The sequence below is a fragment of the Leeuwenhoekiella obamensis genome (assembly GCF_055391795.1).
In genome coordinates, this window is record NZ_AP029251.1 from 1,367,784 (window position 1) to 1,392,889 (window position 25,106).

19 protein-coding genes are annotated in these 25,106 nt (G+C 39.0%); 10 read left to right on the forward strand and 9 right to left on the reverse strand.

Annotation, left to right across the window (positions count from 1 at the left end; translation table 11 throughout):
• The first annotated feature begins 2 nt into the window (after positions 1-2).
• Together ACZ5L8_RS06130 and ACZ5L8_RS06135 are read left to right on the forward strand one after the other, a co-directional pair.
• Positions 3-884: a glycosyltransferase family 2 protein gene (locus tag ACZ5L8_RS06130; RefSeq protein ID WP_464440390.1), complete on the forward strand. Its 882-nt coding sequence runs from the start codon at positions 3-5 to the stop codon at positions 882-884.
• Positions 877-1,806 carry a glycosyltransferase family 2 protein gene (locus ACZ5L8_RS06135; RefSeq protein ID WP_464440391.1) on the forward strand — a complete coding sequence of 310 codons (930 nt, stop codon included), beginning with the start codon at positions 877-879 and terminating at the stop codon, positions 1,804-1,806. The genes ACZ5L8_RS06130 and ACZ5L8_RS06135 overlap by 8 nt, the downstream gene beginning before the upstream one ends.
• Here ACZ5L8_RS06135 and ACZ5L8_RS06140 read toward each other — a convergent pair.
• Positions 1,793-2,188 carry a sugar 3,4-ketoisomerase gene (locus tag ACZ5L8_RS06140; protein WP_464440392.1) on the reverse strand — a complete coding sequence of 132 codons (396 nt, stop codon included), beginning with the start codon at positions 2,186-2,188 and terminating at the stop codon, positions 1,793-1,795. The two genes, ACZ5L8_RS06135 and ACZ5L8_RS06140, sit on opposite strands and share 14 nt — an antisense overlap.
• Positions 2,185-3,279 carry a glycosyltransferase gene (locus ACZ5L8_RS06145; RefSeq protein ID WP_464440393.1) on the reverse strand — a complete coding sequence of 365 codons (1,095 nt, stop codon included), beginning with the start codon at positions 3,277-3,279 and terminating at the stop codon, positions 2,185-2,187. The genes ACZ5L8_RS06140 and ACZ5L8_RS06145 overlap by 4 nt, the downstream gene beginning before the upstream one ends.
• A gap of 33 nt (positions 3,280-3,312) precedes the next feature.
• Between ACZ5L8_RS06145 and ACZ5L8_RS06150 the strand changes: the two genes are divergently transcribed.
• A complete protein-coding gene (locus ACZ5L8_RS06150; RefSeq protein WP_464440394.1) occupies positions 3,313-4,449 on the forward strand; it encodes a glycosyltransferase in 1,137 nt (378 codons plus the stop codon).
• Here the strand turns inward: ACZ5L8_RS06150 and ACZ5L8_RS06155 are convergent.
• The 4 genes from ACZ5L8_RS06155 to ACZ5L8_RS06170 form a co-directional block, all read right to left on the reverse strand.
• A complete protein-coding gene (locus ACZ5L8_RS06155) occupies positions 4,436-5,734 on the reverse strand; it encodes an O-antigen translocase (RefSeq protein ID WP_464440395.1) in 1,299 nt (432 codons plus the stop codon). The two genes, ACZ5L8_RS06150 and ACZ5L8_RS06155, sit on opposite strands and share 14 nt — an antisense overlap.
• Positions 5,734-6,825, reverse strand: a complete 1,092-nt coding sequence (locus ACZ5L8_RS06160) for a DegT/DnrJ/EryC1/StrS family aminotransferase (RefSeq protein ID WP_464440396.1) — start codon at positions 6,823-6,825, stop codon at positions 5,734-5,736. Before ACZ5L8_RS06160 ends, ACZ5L8_RS06155 begins: the two co-directional genes overlap by 1 nt.
• On the reverse strand, positions 6,822-7,799 hold the full coding sequence (locus tag ACZ5L8_RS06165) for a GNAT family N-acetyltransferase (RefSeq protein ID WP_464440397.1): 978 nt from the start codon (positions 7,797-7,799) through the stop codon (positions 6,822-6,824). Before ACZ5L8_RS06165 ends, ACZ5L8_RS06160 begins: the two co-directional genes overlap by 4 nt.
• Before the next feature lie 68 nt (positions 7,800-7,867).
• Positions 7,868-8,437, reverse strand: coding sequence for an RNA polymerase sigma factor (locus tag ACZ5L8_RS06170; RefSeq protein WP_464440398.1), 570 nt, complete (start codon positions 8,435-8,437; stop codon positions 7,868-7,870).
• A 137-nt stretch (positions 8,438-8,574) separates the two neighbouring features.
• Here ACZ5L8_RS06170 and ACZ5L8_RS06175 point away from each other — a divergent pair, with 137 nt between their 5' ends.
• The 4 genes from ACZ5L8_RS06175 to ACZ5L8_RS06190 all read left to right on the forward strand — a co-directional run bounded on the left by ACZ5L8_RS06175 (position 8,575) and on the right by ACZ5L8_RS06190 (position 15,830).
• Entirely contained in the window at positions 8,575-9,720 is a 1,146-nt protein-coding gene (locus tag ACZ5L8_RS06175) for a FecR family protein (RefSeq protein ID WP_464440399.1), read from the forward strand.
• A gap of 150 nt (positions 9,721-9,870) precedes the next feature.
• Complete coding sequence (locus ACZ5L8_RS06180; protein WP_464440400.1) at positions 9,871-13,239, forward strand: TonB-dependent receptor; 3,369 nt, start codon at positions 9,871-9,873, stop codon at positions 13,237-13,239.
• A gap of 22 nt (positions 13,240-13,261) precedes the next feature.
• Entirely contained in the window at positions 13,262-15,109 is a 1,848-nt protein-coding gene (locus ACZ5L8_RS06185) for a RagB/SusD family nutrient uptake outer membrane protein (RefSeq protein WP_464440401.1), read from the forward strand.
• 337 nt (positions 15,110-15,446) lie between these two features.
• Entirely contained in the window at positions 15,447-15,830 is a 384-nt protein-coding gene (locus tag ACZ5L8_RS06190; RefSeq protein WP_464440402.1) for an HU family DNA-binding protein, read from the forward strand.
• Between the two features lie 330 nt (positions 15,831-16,160).
• Here the strand turns inward: ACZ5L8_RS06190 and typA are convergent, their stop codons facing one another.
• The 3 genes from typA to ACZ5L8_RS06205 all read right to left on the reverse strand — a co-directional run bounded on the left by typA (position 16,161) and on the right by ACZ5L8_RS06205 (position 21,005).
• Complete coding sequence (typA, locus tag ACZ5L8_RS06195; protein WP_462598269.1) at positions 16,161-17,960, reverse strand: translational GTPase TypA; 1,800 nt, start codon at positions 17,958-17,960, stop codon at positions 16,161-16,163.
• Positions 17,961-18,148: 188 nt separating this feature from the next.
• On the reverse strand, positions 18,149-19,675 hold the full coding sequence (locus ACZ5L8_RS06200; protein ID WP_464440403.1) for a glycoside hydrolase family 76 protein: 1,527 nt from the start codon (positions 19,673-19,675) through the stop codon (positions 18,149-18,151).
• A gap of 10 nt (positions 19,676-19,685) precedes the next feature.
• The gene (locus ACZ5L8_RS06205) at positions 19,686-21,005 is read right to left on the reverse strand and encodes a LamG-like jellyroll fold domain-containing protein (RefSeq protein WP_464440404.1); all 1,320 of its coding nucleotides are present in this window, start codon (positions 21,003-21,005) and stop codon (positions 19,686-19,688) included.
• Between the two features lie 200 nt (positions 21,006-21,205).
• Here ACZ5L8_RS06205 and kdsA point away from each other — a divergent pair, with 200 nt between their 5' ends.
• From kdsA to ACZ5L8_RS06220, 3 genes are all read left to right on the forward strand, one after another.
• On the forward strand, positions 21,206-22,024 hold the full coding sequence (gene kdsA, locus ACZ5L8_RS06210) for a 3-deoxy-8-phosphooctulonate synthase (RefSeq protein WP_462598266.1): 819 nt from the start codon (positions 21,206-21,208) through the stop codon (positions 22,022-22,024).
• A gap of 61 nt (positions 22,025-22,085) precedes the next feature.
• Positions 22,086-23,966 carry a redoxin domain-containing protein gene (locus ACZ5L8_RS06215; RefSeq protein WP_464440405.1) on the forward strand — a complete coding sequence of 627 codons (1,881 nt, stop codon included), beginning with the start codon at positions 22,086-22,088 and terminating at the stop codon, positions 23,964-23,966.
• A gap of 6 nt (positions 23,967-23,972) precedes the next feature.
• Complete coding sequence (locus ACZ5L8_RS06220) at positions 23,973-25,100, forward strand: glycoside hydrolase family 130 protein (protein ID WP_464440406.1); 1,128 nt, start codon at positions 23,973-23,975, stop codon at positions 25,098-25,100.
• Positions 25,101-25,106 lie beyond the last annotated feature (6 nt).

The following is a 25,106-nucleotide window of genomic DNA, read 5'->3' on the forward strand; positions in this document are numbered from 1 at the left end:
AGATGCTCTCAATACTTGTACCTACATATAATAATGCCGTAGATACACTTATTCTTCATTTATTTAAAGAGCTAGAAAATTTACAAACGCCTATCGAGATCATTGTTCTTGATGATGCGTCTACAGATCAAGACGTTCTTCAAAAAAATGCATCTGTTGAGCATCTGTGTACTTATGTCCAACTTCCTAACAATTTAGGAAGAACACATGCGAGAAATCATTTGGCGAAAGCCGCAAAATATGAAAATCTCTTATTTCTAGATGCAGACGTTTTACCGCTAAAAGAGAATTTTATAGCGACGTATTTAAAACATTTAGGCAAAGAGAAAATTACGTTAGGAGGTATTGCTTACTGTGATAAAGTTGAAAAAGAATACAGCTTACGCTGGAAATATGGAAAATCCCGCGAAGCCAGACCGCTTTCTGAAAGAAAGAAAAATCCCTTTTCTTCGATCATTTCTATGGCGTTTCTGATCGATAAAAGTTCTTTTTTAAAACTGAATTTGACTGATAAAAATCAATACGGTCTTGATACGCTTTTTAGTTACTTAATCAAAAACCATGATATTGAAGTTAATCATATTGACAATCCTATAATTCACAATGGTTTAGAAAGCAATGATCTTTATTTAAAGAAGACTTTAGAAGGTTTAAGAACGCTAAGCGAACTCGAAAAATCAAAAAAAATACCAATCAACTTTAGACCGATTCAAAAACTGGGAAATAAGATCAATGCTTTAAAACTAGAAATCTTATTCTTCAAATCATTCGAAGTCATAGAAAAACCAATTCTTAAAAATCTAAGATCGAGCGATCCTTCTTTGCGCCTTTTTGATATTTTTAGACTGTATCACTTTCTTAAAGCTCGAGCAAAAAATGCCTAAGATCTCTGTAATCTTACCGGTTTACAACAAGGCAAAATACTTGCAAGCGACCCTTGATAGCATCTTTGCACAAACCTTTACAGATTTTGAGATCATTGCTGTAAATGATGGTTCTACAGACGCTAGTTTAAATATCCTTGAGTCTAATCAGGATTCCCGACTTTTAATCTATAATCAAGAGAATAATGGACTTTCAGCGGCTAGGAACGCTGGAATTACCGCGGTGAGTTCTGAAATTATCGCATTGATAGATGCAGATGATCTGTGGTTGCCTGATCATTTAGAAACTCTTTTTGGCTTAAGCCAAAATGATCCAAACGCAAGCACTTTTGGAACCTCATACAAAGAGCTTTTTTCAAATGGAAATTTGGTTGAACCAGCGGTAAGTTTTGAGACTTTGGAGGCTTGCGAAATACCAGATTTTTTTGAGGCAAACATGATGCAACCGCTTGTGATCCCTAGTAGTTTTGCTTTCAAGAAATGGGTTTTTAAAGCCATTGGTGGCTTTGATGAAAGTGTAACATATTCTGAAGATGTGGATTTTTACATCCGTGTGCATCTGCAGTTTACAATGGCATATTCTCCAAAAATGACCTGCCACTACCGGATGAATTCTGAGAATCAGATCACAAAACAGCGCAAGACAGATCTTAATCCGCCAGATTTTGAGAAGTTTTTACTTGAAAATCCTGAGCATAAAAGTCTTCATAGATACATCAATTTAAAAAGGTATTTCTTGTGTAACTTTTATAAACTCGAGAAAAATTGGGAAGGATTGGAACAATTAAGATCTAAGATCGACACTTCTCAATTATCTAAAAAACAGCGATTTTTATTAAGTGCTCCACGAGGTGTTCTTTTGGCTTTAAGCCAAATAAAAAAACATCTCTTAAAAAATGGAAAGCGAGTTACTGCTTTTTAAACTGTAAGAATTCTTCGTAATCTCTGATGTAATCTTCTTCATCAAATTCGGCTGAAGCTAGAACCAAGCAAATCCCGCCCGAAGAGAAATTTTCCATTTCGCGCCAAGTGCCGTTTTCTATAAGTAGACCTTCATCTGGCCTGTTTAAAGTGACTCTTTCGCGGATTTTACCGTCGTCTAAAATGATATCAAAACTACCGCTTAACGCAATGACAAATTGCTGCAGATCTTTGTGAGCATGCCCGCCACGCTTGGCTCCGCTAGGAACATCGTATAAATAATAAACACGCTTAGATTGAAATGGGATCACATCTTTTTCTATCACAGAGAGATTACCTCTGCGGTCTTTGATCTTGGATAATTTTATGCGTGTGATCTTCATTTTTCAAATAATTCTTGCCATTGATCGGCGACACGTTCTAAGGCAAATTTCTCAACACTTGATGCGCTATTTTCAGCAAGATGTTCTTTTAATTCTTCATCATTTGCAAGTTCTTCCATAGCATTCTTCAGCGCAGCGAAATCAGCATCATCAAGCAAAATTCCGTTATAATGATTCTGGATCATTTCTGCCGGTCCTGTGGGACAATTAAGCGCTACAACCGGAGTTCCTGTGGCAAGACTCTCTAAGATCACCATGGGGAAACCTTCGTATTTACTACAATGTACAAAGTACAAAGCCTTTTTATAATACTTAAAAGGATTGGCTTGAAATCCTTCAAAAATCACATCATTCTCAACCCCTTGAAAAACGGCTTGCGCTTTATACAATTCGACCATCTCACCTTCACCAAGGATGATAAGTTTGACTCCTTTTCGCGGAAGCGTGCTCTGTGAATAAATATCGATCAATTTATCAAATTGCTTGATATCATTATTCATGCGACCAGCGGCCAATATAAACGGAAAATCAATTTCTAACGGCTCTTCTTTTTTGTCTTTAACGTAAGCAAGATCAATTGCGTTAGGAATGACCACGACATTTTCTAATTTATATTTTTTCTCGATTTTCAGTTTGATCTCGTGCGTTTGAGCGGCAACTGCATGTGCTTTTTTGAAAACGCGGCGCGCTCCTTTTTCCTTTTTAGGAAAATAATAATCCAGATTACTACTGCGCACCATATAAATGACGTTTACATTAGTGTAAAGAAACCTGGCTAGGATGCGCTCTTTGATCATTTTTTGCCTGAAACGAAAATCAAGAACGTAATCAAACTTCTGCTTACGCAAGTAATTTTGATAAATATAAAGTCGCTTTAATTTATTAAGCGGACCGTTCATTTTATTCTTGAACTTCCCCAGATTAAATAAAGTGCCAGAGAATTTATACGCAATATCGTCTGTGATCGTCACCATATGAACCTCGTGGTCCATACCAGTGAACATATACGATAAAATGGCCGCGCTACGCTCTGCTCCTCCTCCACTCAGGGCTTCTACCAGAATACAGATCTTAAATTTCCTGTTCGTCACTTAATGAGTATCTTTAAAGTAAAAATAGCATTTATGAGGATACTGCTGGTGGGAGAATATAGTAACCTGCACAATAGTTTAAAAGCTGGCCTGCAAAAGTTGGGTCACGAGGTTATTTTGATTTCTGCTGGCGATGCGTTTAAAAAATTCCCTACGGACATTGACGTACGCGGAAAAAGAATGCAAGACAGCAAGTTTCTTAATTTGATACGGCAGGGAATCTTTAGAGTTACGCGCAGAGATCTTGCTTTGCTAGAAACTGCATTTCGTACAAAAAAGGCGTTGAAGAAGCAAAAGCCCTTTGACGTTGTACAACTCATCAACGAATATCCATTTAAAACTTCGTATCGCCAAGAAAAAAAGATCATAAAGATCTTACGAGATCTCGCTGATAGGATGGTCGTTCTCGCCTGTGGTGATGATCATATTTTTTTAAGTAATATAGATAAGCTGCCACATCATCCTATTACAATGCATAAGGGTAAGATTCGTTTTCGCTACAGCGAAAAATACTTAACCGCAAAGCATAAGAAGTTTCATGAGTTTGTTTTTAAGAAAAAGGATCTTGTCATCTCCTCAGATCTTGATTACCATACCGTTTATAAAGGAAAACCAGACTATTACGGATTGATCCCAAACCCTGTAAATCTTGAAAACATAGAAGTTCCGCCGTTTCCTGATCTGTCGAAAATTAAGATCTTTCACGGGATCAATAGAAGTAATTACCACAAAAAAGGGAATGACTTTTTTGAGAAAGCCCTTAATGAGATCTCAAACAAATACGGTTCTAAAGTTCAAATTCTCACCACCGAAAGTTTGCCGTACAAAGACTATGTAAATCTCTACAACGATTCTCATATTCTTATGGATCAATGTTATGCGTTAGATCAGGGATACAATGCGCTTGAGGCGATGGCAAAAGGCAAAGTTGTGTTTACCGGCGCCGGTAAAGAATTCTGTAAACGCTACAGTTTAAAGATGAACGAAGTCGCCATTCACACGATACCAGAGACAAAAAAGATCGTGGATGATTTAAGTATGCTTATTGAAAACACGGGATTTATTCAAGATATAGGCAACAAGGCAAAAAAGTTTGTTACTGAGAATCATGATTATGTAGAAGTTGCTAAAAAATATGTCGCCGCTTACCAAAGTATTAAGACGACTTAAAGCGAAATAAAGGCTTTCTAAAGATCAGCAACATCATAATTAAGTAGAAGGTATAGCTAACAAAATGTCCCATTGAAGCGCCAGTAAATCCGTATCGCTCCACAAAAAACGAACTGCTAAAATAGATCACAGCAAGCGAAATTATATTGGTGATCGTGAAATGCCAGAACATATTTTTTGCCACAAATTGATATGCCAAAACTGTAGATGCCACACGCATAAGATCACCCAATAATTGCCAGATAAAAATAGGTTTCATCGCTAAAAACTCTGTGGTAAAAATCGTGCGGATGATCACACCTTTAAGCAAGAAGATCAAAGCGCCGCCAGCAATAAAAATCGGGATCACGGTTTTCATAAAATTCCCGATTTCTTTTCTAAAATCTTTATCGTTATCAATTGAACTAAGTTTCGGTAGAATGTAAAGCGTCAACAAAGTCGTCACAAACATCATATAATAATCGCTCACACGCACCATCGCATCCCAATATCCCGCAGACGTCAAGCTTTGCGTATCGATAATCTTTTGGCGAATGCCAATATATATCCACGGCGTAAAAATGGAAGAAAACAGCGTCATCCCAGTGTATGACAATAATTTCTTGATATAGCTGTTTTTTATGCCTTTCGGCGAAAGCCACTCAAATACATTTACTCTTCTGTAAAGTAGAATCACTAAAATGCAAATGAGATTGATCACAGGGCCTAAGATCAATGCAATGATTGCTCCATGAACCCGTTCAAAATAGATCAACAGCAGCGTGACAAGAAGTGCGATTGCATTTGTCGCAATGCCGATATTCACGACCATTTTATATTTGCCCAAGCCATTGATCACCGCTGTGCCATACATAAACAGCATAAACGCAGGAAGACAAATACCTATTAATCTAAAGGCAAAAACAAAGTCTTGATTATCGCTGAAAACAACATCATTCCAATACGGAGCGCCAAAGAAAATAACCAAGCCCACAACAATCGCTGCGCCTACATTAAGCGCCAATGAAGTTGTCAATACATTTTTAAGCTCTGCCCTATTGTCCTTATGCTCGGCGACATATTTGATTATTCCGTTTTTGATACCCAGAATACTCAAACTATGCACAGAAGAAAGAAAATTACGCAGTTCGCCAAGCAATGCCATCCCAGATGAACCAAGAAAGAAAGCCACAGCTTTAGAAACGATCAAACCTGTTACCATTCTAACCGCAATGCCTATTGCATTGTAGGAGGTGACTTTTAACAGCACATTTGTCCCTATGATCTTACCAAACCATCTAAACATTAATATGCGTTAAGACATTTAATAATATGATGAATATCTTTAAGCAAAATCGCCGGATGCAGCGGTATACTCACCGTTTGAGCAGCGATTCTTTCGGTTACAGGAAATTGTAGCGCGTTTAACTCCTTTAAAGCCTCTTGCTTATGCGGCGGGATGGGATAGTGTAAATTATAGCCTATTCCGTTTGTTTCTAGGTAATTTAAAAAGTCATCCCTATTCTCAACCAGAACCGTAAACACATGAAAAACATGAGAATAATCACGCTTATAATACGGTAGTTTTATTTTAGGATTGCTAATTTCGCGTAGATAATTCCCTGCGATCGATCTTCTAATTCCGTTATCATAATCCAGATTATCTAGCTTAACTCTTAAAAAAGAAGCCTGAATTTCGTCAAGACGAGAATTAAAACCCGCATACTCATTTTCATACGTTGAGTTTCTACCGTAGTTACGCAGTTTTATTATGGCTTCCGCCAAAGCTTTATTTGATGTTGTAACTGCACCACCGTCACCCAAAGCTCCAAGGTTTTTAGTAGGATAAAAACTAAAAGCCGCTGCATCGCCAATACTTCCAGCTTTTAAAGCAGTGGCAATGGCTCCATGAGCTTGCGCAGCATCCTCAAGAAGTATGAGATTATTTTTTTTGGCGAAAGCCCGAATCTTCTTCATAGGAGCGATTTGCCCATACAGATGCGTGATGATTATCGCCTTTGCCGGCAACGCGTCGTTAAGCAGATTTGTGTCAATATTAAAATACGTGTCTTCACAATCTACTAAAACAGGCTCTAAACCAGAATGTTTTATACTTAAGATCGTCGCGATATAACTGTTTGCAGCAACGATTACCTTATCTCCTTTTTGCAACATGCCTAGCTGTAAATAACCTTCAAAAAGCAAACGCAACGCATCGTAACCGTTGCCAGTTCCTATGCAATATTTTGTGTTACAGAATTGCGCAAATTCCTTCTCAAATAACGCTAATTCTTCGCCTAGAATATATCGCCCACTGTTTAAAAACTTTTGATAAGCTACATAAAATCGCTTCTCATAAACGGCATTTACTTTCTTGAGATCCAGATACGGAATCATTGTATAACCTGCTTTAAATTAGAAGTTTGCAACAGGTCTACAAGATAGGTTTTTTGTGTAAAAGGGCTTGCGCCAAAACCAGATTTCCAGTTATTTAGACCTAAATTAAGTTTCTTACCGCCATCAATTGTAGAGATGCCAAAATCAAAGTAACGCTTGCGCGAAAAAGTGTCTGTGATCAACGTTGCAAACAAGAGATCTAGTGCTCCGTGCTTTTGCCTATCTACATTTGCAGAAATATACTGCACATGTGCTGTGGTCTTTGTTTCAAAAATGGTCGTGCCAGCCACGATCTCATCCTTGTTATAAACGTTGAATTGTCTAATGTTCTCAGGAAAATGAGATGCTAGTTTTTCGATCTCATGAAGGTTGTGAACCGGAGCAACTTCATGTCTTAATGCAAGATTGGGAATTAAAATTTTGTTCCAGAAGCTCGCAAAATCTTTAGATTCTTCGATCTTAAGATCAAGATTCTTTGCTTTGCGAATACCGTCTTTTCTGGATCTGTGGATATTTACTTTTTGTGTTAAGTCTATGAGCGAAGTAGGTTCTACTTTGATCAATTTCGCATCAAGCAAAAACATGATATATTCTAATTCTCCAGAAGGATGCGTTGCGTAAAAATCTGGTAGAATTTTAAGGTAAAGTTCTCTGAAGCCTTGATCTCTTAAATGCTGTTTTATTTTGGCGAAAGCCAAAATAACCTCATCTAGCTTAGCATTTTTTTGAAGAATCAATCCGCCATAAGATAGACCTTGATGGGATATAACCGCCGACTTCACCTGATTTGCAGGAAGTAATGCGAAAAGCTTTTTACCTTTATAGATCAAGAGACTCGCATCCATGAAGCGATCTGCATGATACTCCATAAAATCCCGGTAAAAGAGAAACGTGGCATTCTTTGCAGTAGCTACAAATGCATCCCACTGCTCTTTAAATTCAGGTTTATATTGATGAATGGTGAATTCTTGCACAGCTATGTTGTGTACTGTGAAAGTATGAAAATTAGTTAGGACAGTTTACAGCTAGAAGAATAAAAATCTTATTTAGCAAATAGCATAAGAAGCATATAGAATTTAGGACCTAGATTCTTTTTTAAGACTTTAAATGCTTTGGTGATCTGGGCTTCTACGTTTTTCACAGATACATCCAGATACTGGGCGATCTCTTTATTTGTGAGTCCATCTTTGCGACTTAGCAAAAAGATCTCTCTACATTTTGGCGAAAGCCTATCTATCTCTGCATAGATCTCTTTTAAGATCACTTGCATGCGCTCATCGTTATGATCTTGCGCGATTTGTTGCAGACTTTCGTGGTATTTTTGCTCTATAAGCGAAGTAGAATTATTTTTCTTGTATTGATTGATGAACTCATTATATGTACTTCTAAAAAGATAGCTTTTTAAGGAAGTATCTATTTGCAATCGATCTCGCTTTTCCCACACTTTCATGAAGACATTTTGCAAAATGTCTTTTGCCATCGCTTTATCGTTAGCCAGCGAAAATGCATACCCAAAAAGCGAATTACTAAACTTATCAATAAGAAAAGCAAACGCCTTCTCATCGCCTTGTTTAAGCGCACTAAGTATTGTACTATCGCTACTGCTCTGCATTCTTTATTTAAATCGTTTTACTTAAATGTTATAAAATCAATAATTCTAGTAGAAAATTAAATATATGAAAAAAAATTTAGCAAAATATTAGGGTTTTAGAATTGAGAACTGTCATAGCTGTATAACTTAATAATCACATGGCAGATTTTAATATTGAGAATATTCTTATAAAATACCTTACTGGGGACGCTTCCGAAAACGATATAGAGATCCTATCACAGTGGATTAGCGATGAGAATAATCAAGAAATATTTGATGAATATGTCAAAGCGCACTTTGAGATCTCAACGGTTCTCCAGCAAGATGAGATCCCTAGCATTAAAAATAAATTGCTTCGTGATATAAAGCCGCAAAAAGAAATTAAGGTTAAGCCGCTTTTCAGCGAAAAGTACTATAAATACGCCGCTGTGCTAATTCTTGCGCTTACGGCAGGTTACTTCATGACGACACAGTTATTTCTATCTAATGAACAAGAGCTTGAGAATACTGAAAATTATGTAACGATTGAAACTGACGGTGGAGAAACGCTATTCTTAAATCCTAATAAAGAGAGGGAAATAAAGGACTCAAAAGGAGTTTTAATAGGTGATCAGAAAGGTGAGAAAATAGTTTATAATCGGGAACACTTCACTGCAGAGCAGTTTTTTATTACCGTAACCGTGCCTTATGGTAGGCGTTTTAATATTCAGCTTGCTGATGGCACAAACGTTCACTTAAATTCTGGAAGCTCGTTGCGCTATCCTACATTCTTTAAAGAGGGTGAAAACAGAAAAGTAGAATTAAATGGGGAAGCATACTTTGATGTTGCAAAAGACAAAGAGCATCCATTTATTGTGAGTTCTGACGCAATGGACATTGAAGTTCTGGGAACCCAATTTAACGTTACTAACTATCCTGAAAATGATCAGATCTGCACCGTTCTAGTAGAAGGTTCTGTGCAAATAACAGATGATAAGAATACAACTCCTACGTTACTAAAACCTAACCATAAAGCAGAGTGGAATAAAACGAGTAGCAAGATTCAGCTTAAAGAAGTTGATACGTACCGCTACACCGCCTGGATGGAAGGTAAACTCATCTTTAGAAATTCCACCTTTAAGAATATTGAGCTTGCGCTTGAAAGGAAATACAACGTAAAGATCGATGTAAAAAACAAAGAGCTCGCCAATGAATTCTTTGATGCCACCTTTGATGTAGAAACTATTGAAGAAGTGCTAGAATCATTTAAAGTGAGTTACACTTTTAATTATCAAATAACAGAAAACGAAATACTTATTTATTAAGATCTAACTCAACCAAATTTCAAATTATGAGACAACAATTACGAGGTCCCACTTCTCTTAAATCAAAAAAACCAGAAAATGCGCCAACATTTCCCGGTTTATAAAATGATCTAAAACAAGTTTTAAACCACCATTAACGACATGCAAATTATGAAAAAACGCTCACAACATTGGGGTGATAATCGTTCTATTTATCAATTTAAATTAAAAATGAGCCTTACTGCTGTTCTTCTTACCATAGTTTCCATTTTTCAGGTTCAGGCAAATTCATATTCTCAAAAGAAATTATCTCTAGACATGCAAGAAGTTTCTGTTGCAGAGGTGATTCATGCCATTGAAACAAACACAGCTTATAAGTTCCTGCTAAACAGAAAAGATGTAGATGTAGACCGTAAGGTAACTATACAGGTTAAAGATCAAACGGTAGAAAAGGTTCTTGACCAACTTTTTTTGGGCACACCCATAAACTATGAGATCTTAAAAAATCAAATTATATTAACTAAGACTCCAGAAAATGAGTCGCCTCCCACAAATTCTAAACCGCAAGATTACAACGTTTCTGGGACGATAAAAGGTCCTGACGGTATGCCGCTACCTGGCGTAAACATATTAGAAAAAGGCACAAAAAACGGTACCGCTACCGACTTTGATGGGTATTTTGAATTCAGTGTATCAGATCCTAATGCTACAATAGTGGTCTCTTATATAGGTTTTGCTACGCAAGAGATTGCCCTTAACGGGAAAAGTACTATTGAAATATCTCTTAAAGAAGATACAGCAAGTCTAGATGAGCTTGTTGTTGTAGGATATGGAAAACAGAAAAAGTACTCTATCATCAGTTCTGTTTCTACGGTAGAACCGGAAGAATTACAGACAAGTTCTTCTAGATCATTAAGCAACAACTTGGCTGGTAGACTGGCCGGTGTGATTGCCGTACAGCGATCTGGTGAAGTAGGATACGATAACAGTCAGTTTTGGATTCGTGGTATTTCCTCATTTGCGGGTAACTCTGCTCCTCTTGTATTAGTAGATGGTGTAGAACGCTCACTTAATAATATCGATCCTGCTGAGATCGCAACATTTTCAATATTGAAAGATGCTGCAGCAAGTGCAGTGTACGGAGTGCGTGGTGCAAACGGTGTTATTCTTATCACTACAAAACGAGGTAAGATCGCTAAGCCTTCCTTTAACGCAAGATATGAGCACAGCTTGACACAACCTGTGCAATTACCAGAATTTGTGGGCGCTGCAGAATACCTAGAGATCATGAACTCTATCGCTAGAGAAGAAGGTACTACAGAGCCTTACTCTCAAGAAAGAATTGACAACATACGCTCTGGCGTGGACCCTGATCTTTATCCTGATGTTAACTGGCTGGATGAGATCACAAAAGACCACGCTTCTAGCGATCGTCTTAACCTTACTGTTTCAGGGGGAACTGAGCTTATACGTTATGCTTTTGTAGCTTCTTATTATGGGGAGAATGGTATTATAGAAAGAGATCCATCACAAGAATGGGATTCTTCACCAAAGTTAGATCGTTATAACCTGCGTTCTAATCTTGATCTTAATATGACTCCTACAACGTTATTTCGCGTAAGCATAGGTGGATATTTACAAGATCTGCGCCGCGCACCACAATCTGTAGATAATTTGTTCAATCTTGCTTTTGAGACACCTCCTTACCAGCATCCTACGCAGTATTCATCTGGTGAGATACCTGTGCAGCCGCAACGCTCTAATCCTTGGGCGCTTGCTACTCAAACAGGATACGAGAGACAAAGTGCAAGTAAACTGGAGTCTTTATTCTCTGTTCAGCAGGATCTTGACTTTTTATTGCCAGGATTATCTACAACGTTCAAGTTCTCTTTTGATAGATATAACGCTAACAGTGTAACACGTAGCAAAAATCCTGATTATTACAACCCATCTACCGGTAGAAATGAAGACGGTTCTCTAGACCTTACAATCTATAGTTATGGGCAGGACTTCCTAGGGTATGAAACAGGTTCTGAGTGGGGTGATAAGGCTGTTTACCTTGAAGGTAGAATGGAATATTCTAACAATTTTAAAGATCATCAGGTAGATGGTTTGTTTTTATACAATCAGCGTAACTATGATAATGGTGACAGACTACCGTTCCGTAACCAAGGTTTTGCAGGACGCTTTTCGTATTCATACAAAAGAAAATACATCGCTGAGTTCAACTTTGGTTACAACGGGTCTGAAAACTTTGCAAAAGGTAAACGTTATGGCTTCTTCCCTTCTGTTGCCGCGGGTTGGGTTTTATCTGAAGAAAAGTTCTTAGAGGATAACAACACCATATCTAATTTGAAACTTAGAGCTTCTTATGGTTTAGTTGGTAACGATCAATTGGGAGGAAGACGCTTTCCATACATCACGACCATAGGCGGTACTGACGGTTACCGTTGGGGTGTGAATAATGATTATTACAGAGCAGGTCGCTGGGAAGGTGACTATGGTGTACCAAATCTTACTTGGGAAACTGTTGCTAAAGCCAACCTTGGTTTAAATCTAGGACTATGGGAAAGTGTAAACATCACTGCCGATGTATTTAATGAAGTGCGTAGCGACATCTTCATGCAGCGACGCACGGTGCCAGGATCTTCAGGATTTATTAATAACCCTTGGGCGAATTATGGTAAAGTAAAGAACCAAGGTTTTGAAGTGTCTGTAGATGTAAATGAAAGATTCTCTGAAGATTTCTCTATCAGAGGTTGGGGTAACTTCAGTTATGCGCATAATGAGATCCTAGAGCAGGATGAACCGCTTGCTGTGATAGGTACAAACCGTTCTTCTACAGGTAAGCCTGTGGGACAAATATTCGGGCTTGTGGATGATGGATTGTTCACAGACGCTGACTTTGCAGATATCGATGAAGGCGTTTTAGCAGATGGTGTGCCAGATCACACCTTTGGTCCTGTGCGTCCTGGGGATATAAAATATACAGATATAAACGGTGATGGTAGAATAGATGACCTTGACAATACTGCCATTGGCGGTACATATACTCCAGAGATCGTTTATGGTTTTGGGTTTAATATGCAATACAAAAGCTTTGATCTGGGTATGTTCTTTCAGGGGAATGCTAAGACGCACCGTATCATAGGTGGTCAATACTTTATTCCTGGTACAGGTGCTGGTGCATTGGGTAACATCTACTCTAATGTTAATGACCGCTGGACGGTTGAGAACCCAAGACAAGATGTCTTCTGGCCGCGTCTCTCTAACCAGACTAATGCGAATAACGGCATGTCTTCTACCTGGTGGTTAAGAGATATGAGTATGCTACGTCTTAAAACTGTAGAGGTAGGTTATACGTTCCCAAAGATGCTTACTGAGAAGATACACAGCAACAATGCCCGCTTATATCTGCGTGGTAACAACTTGCTTACCTTCTCTTCTTTTGACCTTTGGGACCCAGAGATCGATACATCCACAGGTTTCAGGTATCCTCCTATACAGTCTATCGCACTAGGTCTGGACATAAACTTCTAATCAAGAACAAATTTATTGTACTATGAAAATATTAAAGTATATAGCTGTCGTGCTTATGATCGCGACTACTGTTTCGTGTTCTGATTATCTGGATAAAGAACCAGAAGATCAACTTACACTTAACAAAGTATTTAATGATAAAACAAGAACTGAAGACTGGTTAGCAGGTATTTACTCTAGCGTGCCAGATCCTTACTGGGGTTTTATGCGCAGTATAGGTTATGATGCACTAGGTGACGACGCAGCTCCTTCTACCGGTTGGGAACAATTCGGGTGGAATGTGATCGCAAAACAAACAGGAAACTGGAGTCCGTCAAGCTCGTGGGATAGTAACTACTGGGATCTTTTACCAAAAAGAATACGCTCTGCATACATATTCATTGAGAATGTACAACCGTTACCTGCGCAACAGGTAACTGAAGAAGACGTTGAGAATATGAAGAACGAAGCTCGTTTTCTTATCGCCTATTACTACTCGTTATTATTAGAGTCGTATGGACCTGTACCATTCACAGACCGTATTCTTACCGCAGATGAGGATCTTTTATTAGAACGTAGACCGTATGACGAATTAGTAGCGTGGATAGATAACGAACTGCAACAGGTGGCAGCGGCATTGCCTGCTAAATATTCTGATGGGTCTAAGTTTGGTCGTGCTACTTCTATCATGGCGCTTGCTGTAAGAGCGCGCATGCTATTGTTTGCCGCTAGCCCACTGGTTAACGGCAACCCAGACTATAATGGATATACTAACAGGCTAGGTGAACCGCTTTTTAACTCAACATACGATGCAAGTAAGTGGGATAGAGCCGCAGGAGCATGCAAAGAAATGATAGACAAAGCACATGCTGCCGGTCATGAGTTGTATAAAGAATATAACGATGATGGCAGTATTGATCCTTTCCTATCTTATCAAAATATGATGTTCAGGAAGACTAACGATGGTAACAATGAGATCCTTTTTGCAAGACCAGAGTCTAACCATTGGGAATACGACAGGCACTCACAGCCACGTGGTACTGGTGGTAATGGAGGTTTGGGCGTGACCCAATCACTTGTTGACGCTTTCTTTATGGAAAACGGTCTGCCTATTAACGACCCTAATAGCGGATATGTAGAAAAAGGCTTCTCTGATGCACCAGAGGTTAGAAACACAAAATGGATAGAAGTACAGGGAGATCAAGCCGGTAAAGAAGGTCAGGTTACTCTTGCTGGTACGTATAATATGTACACCCACCGCGAACCACGCTTTTATATCTCAGTCTTGTATAACCGTGCTTGGCACCGTCGTGAGAACCGCACTACCCGCTTTATGCTGGGCGAATGGGACGGTGGTCCAACACATGATGCGCCACAAAACGGATATTTAATGCGTAAAAAGGTACACCCAGACCACGACCCTCGCAACGGTACTAACCCGTATCGCCCGGGCATTTTGTACCGTCTGGGAGAAGCCTACCTTAACTATGCAGAGGCGCTTAACGAGAGCGAACCTGGCAATCCAGATATAGCAAAGTATGTAAACCTTGTGCGTCAACGTGCGGGTATCCCAGATCTTGCCACTGGTCTAGATCAAGATGCAATGCGTGAGGCAATACACAGAGAGCGCCGCGTTGAGCTTAACTGTGAAGATGGTATACGCTACCATGATATACGCCGCTGGAAGATAGGAGAAGAAGCCCTAGACCGCGACTTCTGGGGTATGAACTTCTTTGGTAAAGACCTATGCGACGATCCAGACAACCCTGACTGTTTCTTTGTGCGTAAGGTATATCAATCTCGCGAATTCAGTAAAAAGAACTACTGGGTGCCTATCCACCAGACAGAGATAGACATTAACCCAGAACTTGTACAAAACCCGTACTGGTAGACGATTAATTTAGTGAGTAGTTTTTCTGTAACCCTCTGGTAGCTTCATTGCGATCAGAGGGTTTTTTATACCCTATAAACACAACCGTTATACGGTAATAGCTATTTGCCTTTCGGCGAAAAGGACTTAAACGGCTAAGCTACCTTCAAAAAGAAATACACTTGTAAAAAATTGTTTTTCAATGTATTATAAAATTTATTATATTAGCTATAACGTTATCAGAAGCAGCGTTTAGACGGCTTTTCACCCCATTTTTTGATTCTTTTGGCGCAAGCCAAAAGTTTATTTACCTACACTTTCGCCCCGATCAAAAGATGTAAATTAAATTTTATTCATTATGTCAATTAAATACAAAGTGATTGCCCGGGGCGAACCTGGGGTATCTGGCGGCGGTGAGCAGAAGTATTATGCAAGCGCCATTAGCGAAAACAGTATCAACCTTAAAGACCTAAGTGCCGAGATCGAGCGCATTAGTACCGTGAGCAGAGCCGATATTATAGGTGTGCTTACTGCACTAGTTGAACTTATACCCGGCAAACTTGCTAATAGTACTATCGTGCGTCTGGGCGAGTTAGGGTACTTTAGAGTAAGTATTAGCAGTAAGGGCGAGCCTAGTGCTAGTGCTGTGAATGCAAGCAGTATACGCAGTAATAAGATCATCTTTACCCCGGGTAAGGATATTAAGAACGCTCTTAAAGCCGCCGAATATACAAAGGTCTGATCCCTAATACGTTCATTATACCCGTAGTACCGGCACATTTAATTGGGGTGTGCCGGTACTTTTTTTATACCTATGCGTGTGAAGTAATTATTTCATGCTTATGAATTGATAAAGTCTTGCCTATCATTTTGTAAAATGATGCCTATGATTTTTCTAAATGATAGCTATGATTTAGTTGAACGCTAAGCAAAAGAAGAACTAAGCCTGCGCAAGGATGCAATGCTTTAGGTTTATCGTTGAGATCACGGCTGAGTATCTTTCGCGGAAGCGTAAACAAAAAAAGGAAGCCCGTGTGAGCTTCCTTCTTATTTATAGTAAACTAGCCTTAGTTTAAATCGCTTTAGAGCGTTTTCTTTCGTTCTCTGTAAGTAGCACTTTGCGTAGTCGTAAGTGATTAGGCGTTACTTCTACATATTCATCCTTCTGGATGTATTCTAGTGCTTCTTCTAGTGAGAATTTGATCGCTGGTACGATACGAGCTTTATCATCTGCACCACTAGAGCGTACGTTAGATAGTTTCTTTGTTTTTGTGATGTTCACAACCATATCGTCTTGACGGCTGTTCTCTCCTATCACCTGACCTTCGTAGATATCTTCTCCTGGGTCAACAAAGAATTTACCACGGTCTTGTAGTTTATCAATTGAATACGGGATCGCTGTACCTTTTTCCATTGAAACTAGTGAACCGTTGTTACGTCCTGGGATCTCACCCTTTAACGGCTGGTATTCTTTATAGCGGTGTGCCATGATCGCCTCACCTGCAGTTGCAGTAAGGAGTTGATTTCTTAATCCTATGATTCCGCGAGACGGGATAAGGAACTCGATCACCATACGGTCACCTTTAGCTTCCATACTTAGCATTTCGCCCTTGCGTATGGTTACCATCTCTACTGCTTTACCAGATACGTTCTCTGGTAGGTCAATAGTTAATTCTTCAATAGGCTCACATTGTACACCATCAATTTCTTTAATGATTACTTGTGGCTGGCCTATTTGTAGTTCGTATCCTTCACGACGCATAGTCTCGATCAATACAGATAGGTGCAATACCCCACGGCCAAATACCATGAATTTATCTGCACTGTCTGTATCTGCTACACGTAGCGCAAGGTTCTTTTCTAATTCTTTATTAAGACGATCTTTAATGTGACGCGATGTAACGAATTTACCATCCTTACCAAAGAACGGAGAGTCGTTTATCGTGAACAACATACTCATTGTAGGCTCATCTATCGCGATGGTCTTAAGACCTTCAGGATTCTCAAAGTCTGCTACAGTGTCGCCTATCTCAAAACCTTCTAGACCTACAAGGGCACAGATATCTCCTGCATAAACAGCGTCAACCTTCTTGCGACCCAGACCTTCAAAGGTGTGTAATTCTTTAATTTTAGACTTAACGATCTTACCGTCACGCTTCACAAGGCTTACGTTCATACCTTCTTTTAAGGTACCACGTTGCAAACGACCTATGGCGATACGACCTGTAAATGATGAGAAGTCTAATGAAGTGATCAACATCTGTACAGTACCATTCTCATCTACCTTAGGGGTAGGGATATGTTCTATTACCATATCAAGCAATGGCTCGATGTTCTCAGTCTTGTCTTGCCAGTCTTCGCTCATCCAGTTTTGCTTCGCAGAACCGTAAACGGTAGGGAAATCAAGCTGCCACTCCTCTGCTCCTAGTTCAAACATAAGGTCAAATACCTTCTCATGAACTTCATCAGGAGTACAGTTTTCTTTATCTACTTTATTGATAACCACACAAGGCTTAAGACCTAAGCTTATCGCTTTTTGTAGTACAAAACGCGTTTGTGGCATTGGTCCTTCAAAGGCATCAACAAGAAGTAACACACCATCTGCCATGTTAAGAACACGCTCTACCTCACCACCAAAGTCGGCGTGACCAGGAGTATCGATAATGTTGATCTTGCTTCCTTTATAGTTTACAGAAACGTTCTTAGAAGTAATGGTAATCCCACGCTCACGCTCCAGATCGTTATTATCTAGGATGAGATCGCCTGTGTTTTCGTTTTCACGAAATAACTGACAATGGTACATAATCTTATCAACCAGTGTAGTTTTACCGTGGTCAACGTGTGCAATAATGGCGATGTTTCTAATATCCATGTTAAGCCTTGTTTTTGAGCGCGCAAATGTACGCGTAATTAATGGATTTATAATACATAGCTTAAAATGTTTTTTATCAATGAATAACCCTCACCGCCACACAGATTTTCAATATGTTAGACGGTGAGGGTTTATGTGAGTGGTTTTTTGGCTACAGCCAAAAAAGGAAAGTTATGTCAATTCTTACCTTATTCTGAGAGCATCGCTAATCTAGACAACATCTCAACGATCGCCCCCTGATGAATAACCTCCCAGGAGTTTTGAGTAGTTGTACCTTTAAAGTTCTCGTTCACAAGATTAGTATTAGGATTTCTTGCGTCAGACAACCAGGCATGATCTAGTGTTTTCTTAAAATCATCAATGTATTTACTGTTACCATCTATCTCATATAGCTCTGCAAATCCTCTAAGCGTTATCGCCTGAAACCATACATGTCCTGGCTCAAGAATATTAAAGTTCTCATTTAATATATACGATTTAAATGGTGTAAACCATCTAGCATGCGCCGCCTCTGCAACGATCTGCGCATCTTGAAGATACTTCTGCTCGTTTGTAATTTCATACAGCAATGCAGCAGCCTGTATGGGTTGCCCTGAATTATATGAGTACTTCTGCTTCGCTATCTGGATATCAGAGTTAGGATCGTTCTCATCAGTAAAATAAGCATGATCCCAGTATAAATGATCTTCTGGGTCTTGAAGATTTGTTTTTACCCAATCATAATAGTCGATCGCCTTATCTAGATATTGCTGTTCATTAGTAGCTTTATAAAGTTTAGCACCTAGTACAGCCGCCGGCGCAGTAGAGCACGTATTTTTTGTTTTCTGTCCTTCTTTCCAGTAAACGCCACCGCCCATAGCCTGATCACTACCAGAGAGTACAAAATCCCAAACTAATCTAGCCCTGTTAAGGTACTTTGAATCACCTGTTAACTCATAAAGATCAACCATGTCAATACCTACCCAGATATTGTCATCATAAAAACGCTCGTCTCCTTCTCCCGGATAAACAGCGTACGCCTCAGGACCGCCATCACGAGTGTTTCTAAATTTGTCAATACCCGTTAAAAGTCTAGAATCATAATTTGTCTCGATAAAGGTTTTAAGCTCGGCATCAGATTCTGCAGCGTGCTTTAAAGTAGCGTATCCTGAGAATGCTGCTCCGTGTCCCCAGATAACAGCTGCTCCATCCCAGTAACCATCTCCTTGAGGATATTGACTACTCCAGATATCTAGAGGCTTATTATTAAGGTATAGATTGACCATTGAGGTCATCAAGGTATTTGCTCTATCTAGCCATTTTGCTTTTCCTGTAAGCGTTTCGTAGCTAATAGATTTCGCCTCAGAGCGCACACCTGCTTTGTTAATCGCAACAAGCGTGAACATATAAGAAGATGGATCCTCTATTGTAACGTTATGCGTCACAGTCTGACCACTTACAGCATCCAGAAGAATAGTGATCTTCTGATCTTCTTCTGCTGTTTTGTAATAAGTGATCTCAACAGAAGATAAATAAGGGTTTACAGGATTCTTCCAGTTCAGGGTTACCTGTTCACTATTATCTGGTCTTTCAACAGTTAAAGCAGAGATAGGCGGAATCATATCTGGGATATTCTCTCCCATACCTATAACGTCATCAGTGCTTTCTGTACAAGAACAGCAGAAAAACAGTACTGCTAGATTTAATACAATAGTTTTTATAAATGTAGTTTTCATTTTCACAGTTTTATAATTCGCATGTATAATCAACAAATGATTCTTTTGCAACGGTTAGTGGTGTGTAGTTGTTATTTATTTTGGCATTAGCCAAAATAAGATCTGTACCATATTGATTATTGCTACTATCTAATATGTAATCTGTTGCCATATTTGCAGAGAAATCCCATTGCGCAAGGAGACCTTCATCTGAATCTTCTTGCAAAGAACATAGATTAGCAGCTATTTGTTCTTTAGTACGTGCTGTTGTCCAAACTCTAGCCTCTGCAACCGTACCTCTAATGGCTCTAAAATCCTGACCAAAAGCGCGCCCAACAACAAAACGATTACCCTCATTGCTTGAAGCAAGGTTGATGCTTTGATGAGTTTCATCACTGCGCACAACCACTAATTGATCCTGCACACCGTTAATGTAGAGTTTGTACTTATCTAAAACTTCGCTTTGAGAACAATCTACCACAAGTGCAATATTCATCCACTCATTAAGATTAAAGCTACTGCTGGTTTCAAGCATGATCTTATCTCCTAGCCCAGCGATCTGTATAGGATGCGTCTCTCTGTAATCATCATTCTTACCTCTCACGATAAGTTGACCTTCAAGCCCTAAAAACGTTTGCAAACCTCTATAGCTATTGATCTTACATGTCATTTCAAAAGTCACTTGCTCTAAACTCTCAATAGATTGGTTTACAACAAGAAGATCCTCAAAATTTGCATAACCAAATAGGCTTTCGCCAAAAGCTAGCGCCATAGGATCACCTTGAACGTTGATTAAGATTTCGGTTTTGCCAGCATACTTGTCTGTTATGATCAATTTAGTTTCTCCGCGACGTTTACCAGTGACTACAAAATCACCGTCCTTTTTTGTAAAACTTGCTATCGCAGAATCTGTAAACTCAACTGAATATTCTGAGCTTAATCCACTAACTGTGAAACTTTCAGTACTTTGAACGCTACTTAAAACGATCTGTTCTTTAGATGATGTAAGACCACTAGCATTCTTTAGAAAAACCTTTATTTCACTTCGCTTATCATAAACATCAGCAACATACACCACAACTTCTGCATAGGTTACATTGTTCTTTGCTTTGATTTCGATCTTATTTCCAGAAACAGTTGCTGTTAATAGATCTGCATTAGAAGATCTAGCGGTGAATTGACCATTTCCCTCAATTATATCAACAGTTACTGTTTCATTTGCTCCAATATTAACTTCATTAGTTGATAATTGAATTTCAATGGCTGTTTCACTCTCATCTTTCGTACAAGACAGCTGCAAAACCGCCATAAACAGTGAAGAAAAGAGTATTAAATAGTTTTTTAGTTTCATTCAGTTCGTTTTAGGTTTTAAATGTACTAAAACGTTTTATTTAATCAAATAATTAATTAAAAAACAATTATTTATGAAAATAACCGTGAAATTGATAATTGGTTAATCAATCATTTAGGTGGTTTAAATATGGATTTACTTAATATTATGACAACAACTAAAATCCTATCTTTGTTCTTTAAATTTCTACTTAAGACACCATGCAACTCAATAAGATTCCACAAATAAAACATACTGATAAAAACAACTTCTTTTTACTTGCCGGTCCGTGCGCCATTGAAGGTGAAGAAATGGCAATGCGCATCGCAGAAAAAGTTGTGGGAATTACAGATAAACTAGGTATTCCATACGTTTTTAAAGGAAGTTTTAAGAAGGCAAATCGCAGTCGCATAGACAGTTTTACCGGTATAGGTGATGAGAAAGCGCTTAAGATCCTAGCTAAGGTTTCTAAAGAATTTGGCGTACCTACCGTTACAGATATTCATAAAGAAGAAGATGCTGCTCAAGCTGCAGAATATGTAGATGTGCTTCAAATTCCTGCATTTCTTGTGCGTCAAACTGATCTTGTTGTCGCTGCCGCGGAAACAGGTAAAGTAGTAAACCTTAAAAAAGGACAATTCATGAGTCCTGAAAGTATGAAACACGCAGTTACTAAAGTGACTGAAACTGGCAACGAACAAGTAATGTGCACAGACCGTGGCACGATGTTCGGGTATCAGGATCTTATTGTTGACTTCCGTGGGATACCAACGATGAAACAATTTGCTCCTACCGTGCTTGATGTGACTCATTCTCTACAGCAACCCAATCAAAGTAGTGGTGTAACTGGTGGTCGTCCAGAAATGATAGGCACCATGGCTAAAGCAGGAATCGCTGCCGGTGTTGATGGACTATTTATTGAGACACACTTTGATCCTAAAAACGCTAAAAGTGATGGCGCAAACATGCTAGATCTATCATTATTAGAAGGATTATTGACCAAATTGGTAAAAATCAGAAGCATTATTACAGAAATCTAGTAAGCTTAACGTTTTAGTCGGGTTTTTTACTAAATTGTCATAGCAATCAAAAAACCTGATGATGAAAAAACAAGCACTACTATTATTAGCTGGTATTACTTTGCTGGCTTCATGCGAAAAAGAATCTGAAGATAAAGGCCTAGATATGGGCAAACTTCATATATCTAAGGCCAAGCCTATGGCCGGCGATCAGATTGATTTTAAGTACACTAAAGCCGACTCTATTGACGAAACCTTTGGTTTGGTTGTCGTAATGGTGGAAGAAGAAAATTATCCGCAAGATGTTGATCTTACACGAAAAGGTGAGATTCTAGAAGGAAGTTTTAAAATTCCAGATTCTGCCACCGCAATTGCCTTTGGGTTTGAAACTAAGGGTGAGTTTGACAACAATGATGAGAATGGGTATGTCATAACACTTAATGATGAAGAAGGCAACGAGATTAGTAATAGTGCTTCTAGCGCTGCTTTTTTTAAACTTATACGCGGGTCGCAATACGGTATTAAATATTCACAAGATTCTGCCGCAGCAGTATTAAAAAGGGGTTGGGCTGATAATGCTGATCACATAGCTTATCTATATGGTATAAGCAGAGCAGATAAAAAATTTGCAGACTCTATATATCGCTCAAAAATTGAAGCGCTAACAGCAAAAGAAAGTCTTACAGAAGAAGAGTATACTGATCTTTCTATGTCCTATTCTAGTACGAAAAACACAATAGCAAATGACTCGCTTGTACAGATTATAAAGGAAAAATTCCCTTTAGGAAGTTATGCTTTAGGAAGTTTCATAGGTAAAGTACAATCAGCTAAAACACTTGAAGAAAAGGAAGCTATTGTTGAAGAGTATGAAAGTTTAGGCGGCAAACCTAAAAATGAAACGAACTACATGTACAATTTACTTGCGAGAGCTGAACTTGACGCTGGGAATACTGAGAAGTTCAAAGAGACGTTAAACAAAATCACAGACAAGGTAAGTATCGCATATACCTTGAATGATGTTGCATGGAATATGGCGCTAAGCGACAAGGATCTTGAAACTGCAACACAATTTTCAAAAGAATCGCTAGACCTTTTAGACGAAAGTCTAGAGAACAAACCGGCATACTACAGTACACGCCAGTTTAAGGATAGAATTAGAGATGCACAAAGGCAATTTACAGATACATACGCTTATATCCACTACAAAAAAGGCGATTATGATAAAGCGATCGCATTGCAAGAAGGAGTCTTAGAAGATGGTGATATCACTGAGAATAACGAAAACTATATTCTCTTTTTAGTAGAAGGCGGTAAAAATGAAAAAGCAATACAACAAGCTGAGAAATTCATCGCCAATAATCAAGCTAATGCAAAGCTTAAAGAATATTATAAATCGGCTTTCGCCAAAGTAAATCCTGATCTAGACTACCAGGCTAAACTAGTTGAATTAGAAACAACCGGTCGTAAAATGGCTTTAAAAGAACTAAGAGAAGACATCATTGATGATACTGCGCCTGCATTTGCTCTACAGGATATGGAAGGTAAGGAAGTTGCACTTGCAGATCTTAAAGGTAAAACAGTGATCGTAGATTTCTGGGCAACCTGGTGTGGACCATGTATTTCTTCTTTTCCTGCAATGGAAAAAGCAAGACAAAAATATGAGCAAAACGGTGATGTAGAATTCCTGTTTGTGAACACTTGGGAGAGAACGCCAAAAGAAGAACGAGAAAAAGCTGTTGCCAGTTTCTTAGAACAAAAGCAATTACCATTTCATGTACTTCTTGACTCTAGAAAAGACGGAGAAAATTACGATATTGTATCCCAATTTAAAGTAGACGGCATACCTACGAAGTTCATAATTGGCCCTGACGGAAAGATAAAATTTAAGTCTGTGGGCTGGAGCGGAAAAGAAGAAGAGTTTATAGATGAGTTAGGTATGATGATAGAGCTTTCAAAATCTTAAAATACTATGCAGAAAGGGATTAAATACAGCCTGATACTGGCTGCCTTAACGCTTACGATAGCGTGTAAAGAAACTAAAGAAGAAAAAGAGGAAACCGCATGGCTAGGTACTTTTACTAAGCCTGATCAAAACCCGATTCTCAAACCAGATTCTACATACACGTTTAAAGATCCTTTGACAGATTCTATCGTGCATTGGCAACAGGCAGATGTATTTAATCCCGCTGCAATTGTAAAAAATGATACTGTCTTTATGCTCTTTAGAGCAGAAGATAATCCAGATGCGATCCTTGGTAGAAGAACTTCGCGCATTGGCCTTGCCTACAGCACAAACGGTATGGATTTTACACGCTATCCAGAACCTGTGGTTTATCCAGATTCTTCAGCAACGCTTAAATGGGAGTATCCCGGCGGTATTGAAGATCCACGTGTGGTAGAGCGCCCAGATGGCACCTATGTTATGCTCCACACAAGTTGGGATAATGAGACCGCAAGACTTTCGGCGGCTTCATCTAAAGATCTTAAAAACTGGACAAAACATGGTCCGGTTTTTCAAAAATCGCATGACAGTAAATATTTAAATGAGTGGAGTAAATCTGGTTCGGTTGTCACCAAAATGGAAAATGGCCGACTCATCGCTGCAAAGATCAATGAGAAATATTGGATGTATTGGGGTGAGAAATTTGTAAATGCCGCTTGGTCAGACGATCTTATTGAATGGACGCCTACGCTAGATCAAAATGGCGAACTGCTAAAATCTATGGTGACGCGTGATAAAAAATTTGACAGCGACCTTGTAGAACCAGGACCTCCTGCCCTACTCACTGAAGATGGCATCATCTTGATGTATAATGGTAGAAATAGCGAAAACGACGAACTAACAGATCCTGAGCATGGCAAAGGTGGTTATTGCGGCGGTCAGGCGTTATTTGATGCGCAAGACCCTACAAAATTCATCGAGCGCATGGATGCACCATTTATTTGCCCATCACTACCTCATGAAACTAGCGGTCAGTATGCTTCGGGTACCACTTTCGTAGAAGCATTGGTTTACTTTAAAGATCAATGGTTTTTATATTATGGCACCGCAGATTCAATGGTTGGTGTTGCGGTAAGTGAGAAGAAGACAAAGTAGTTTTCG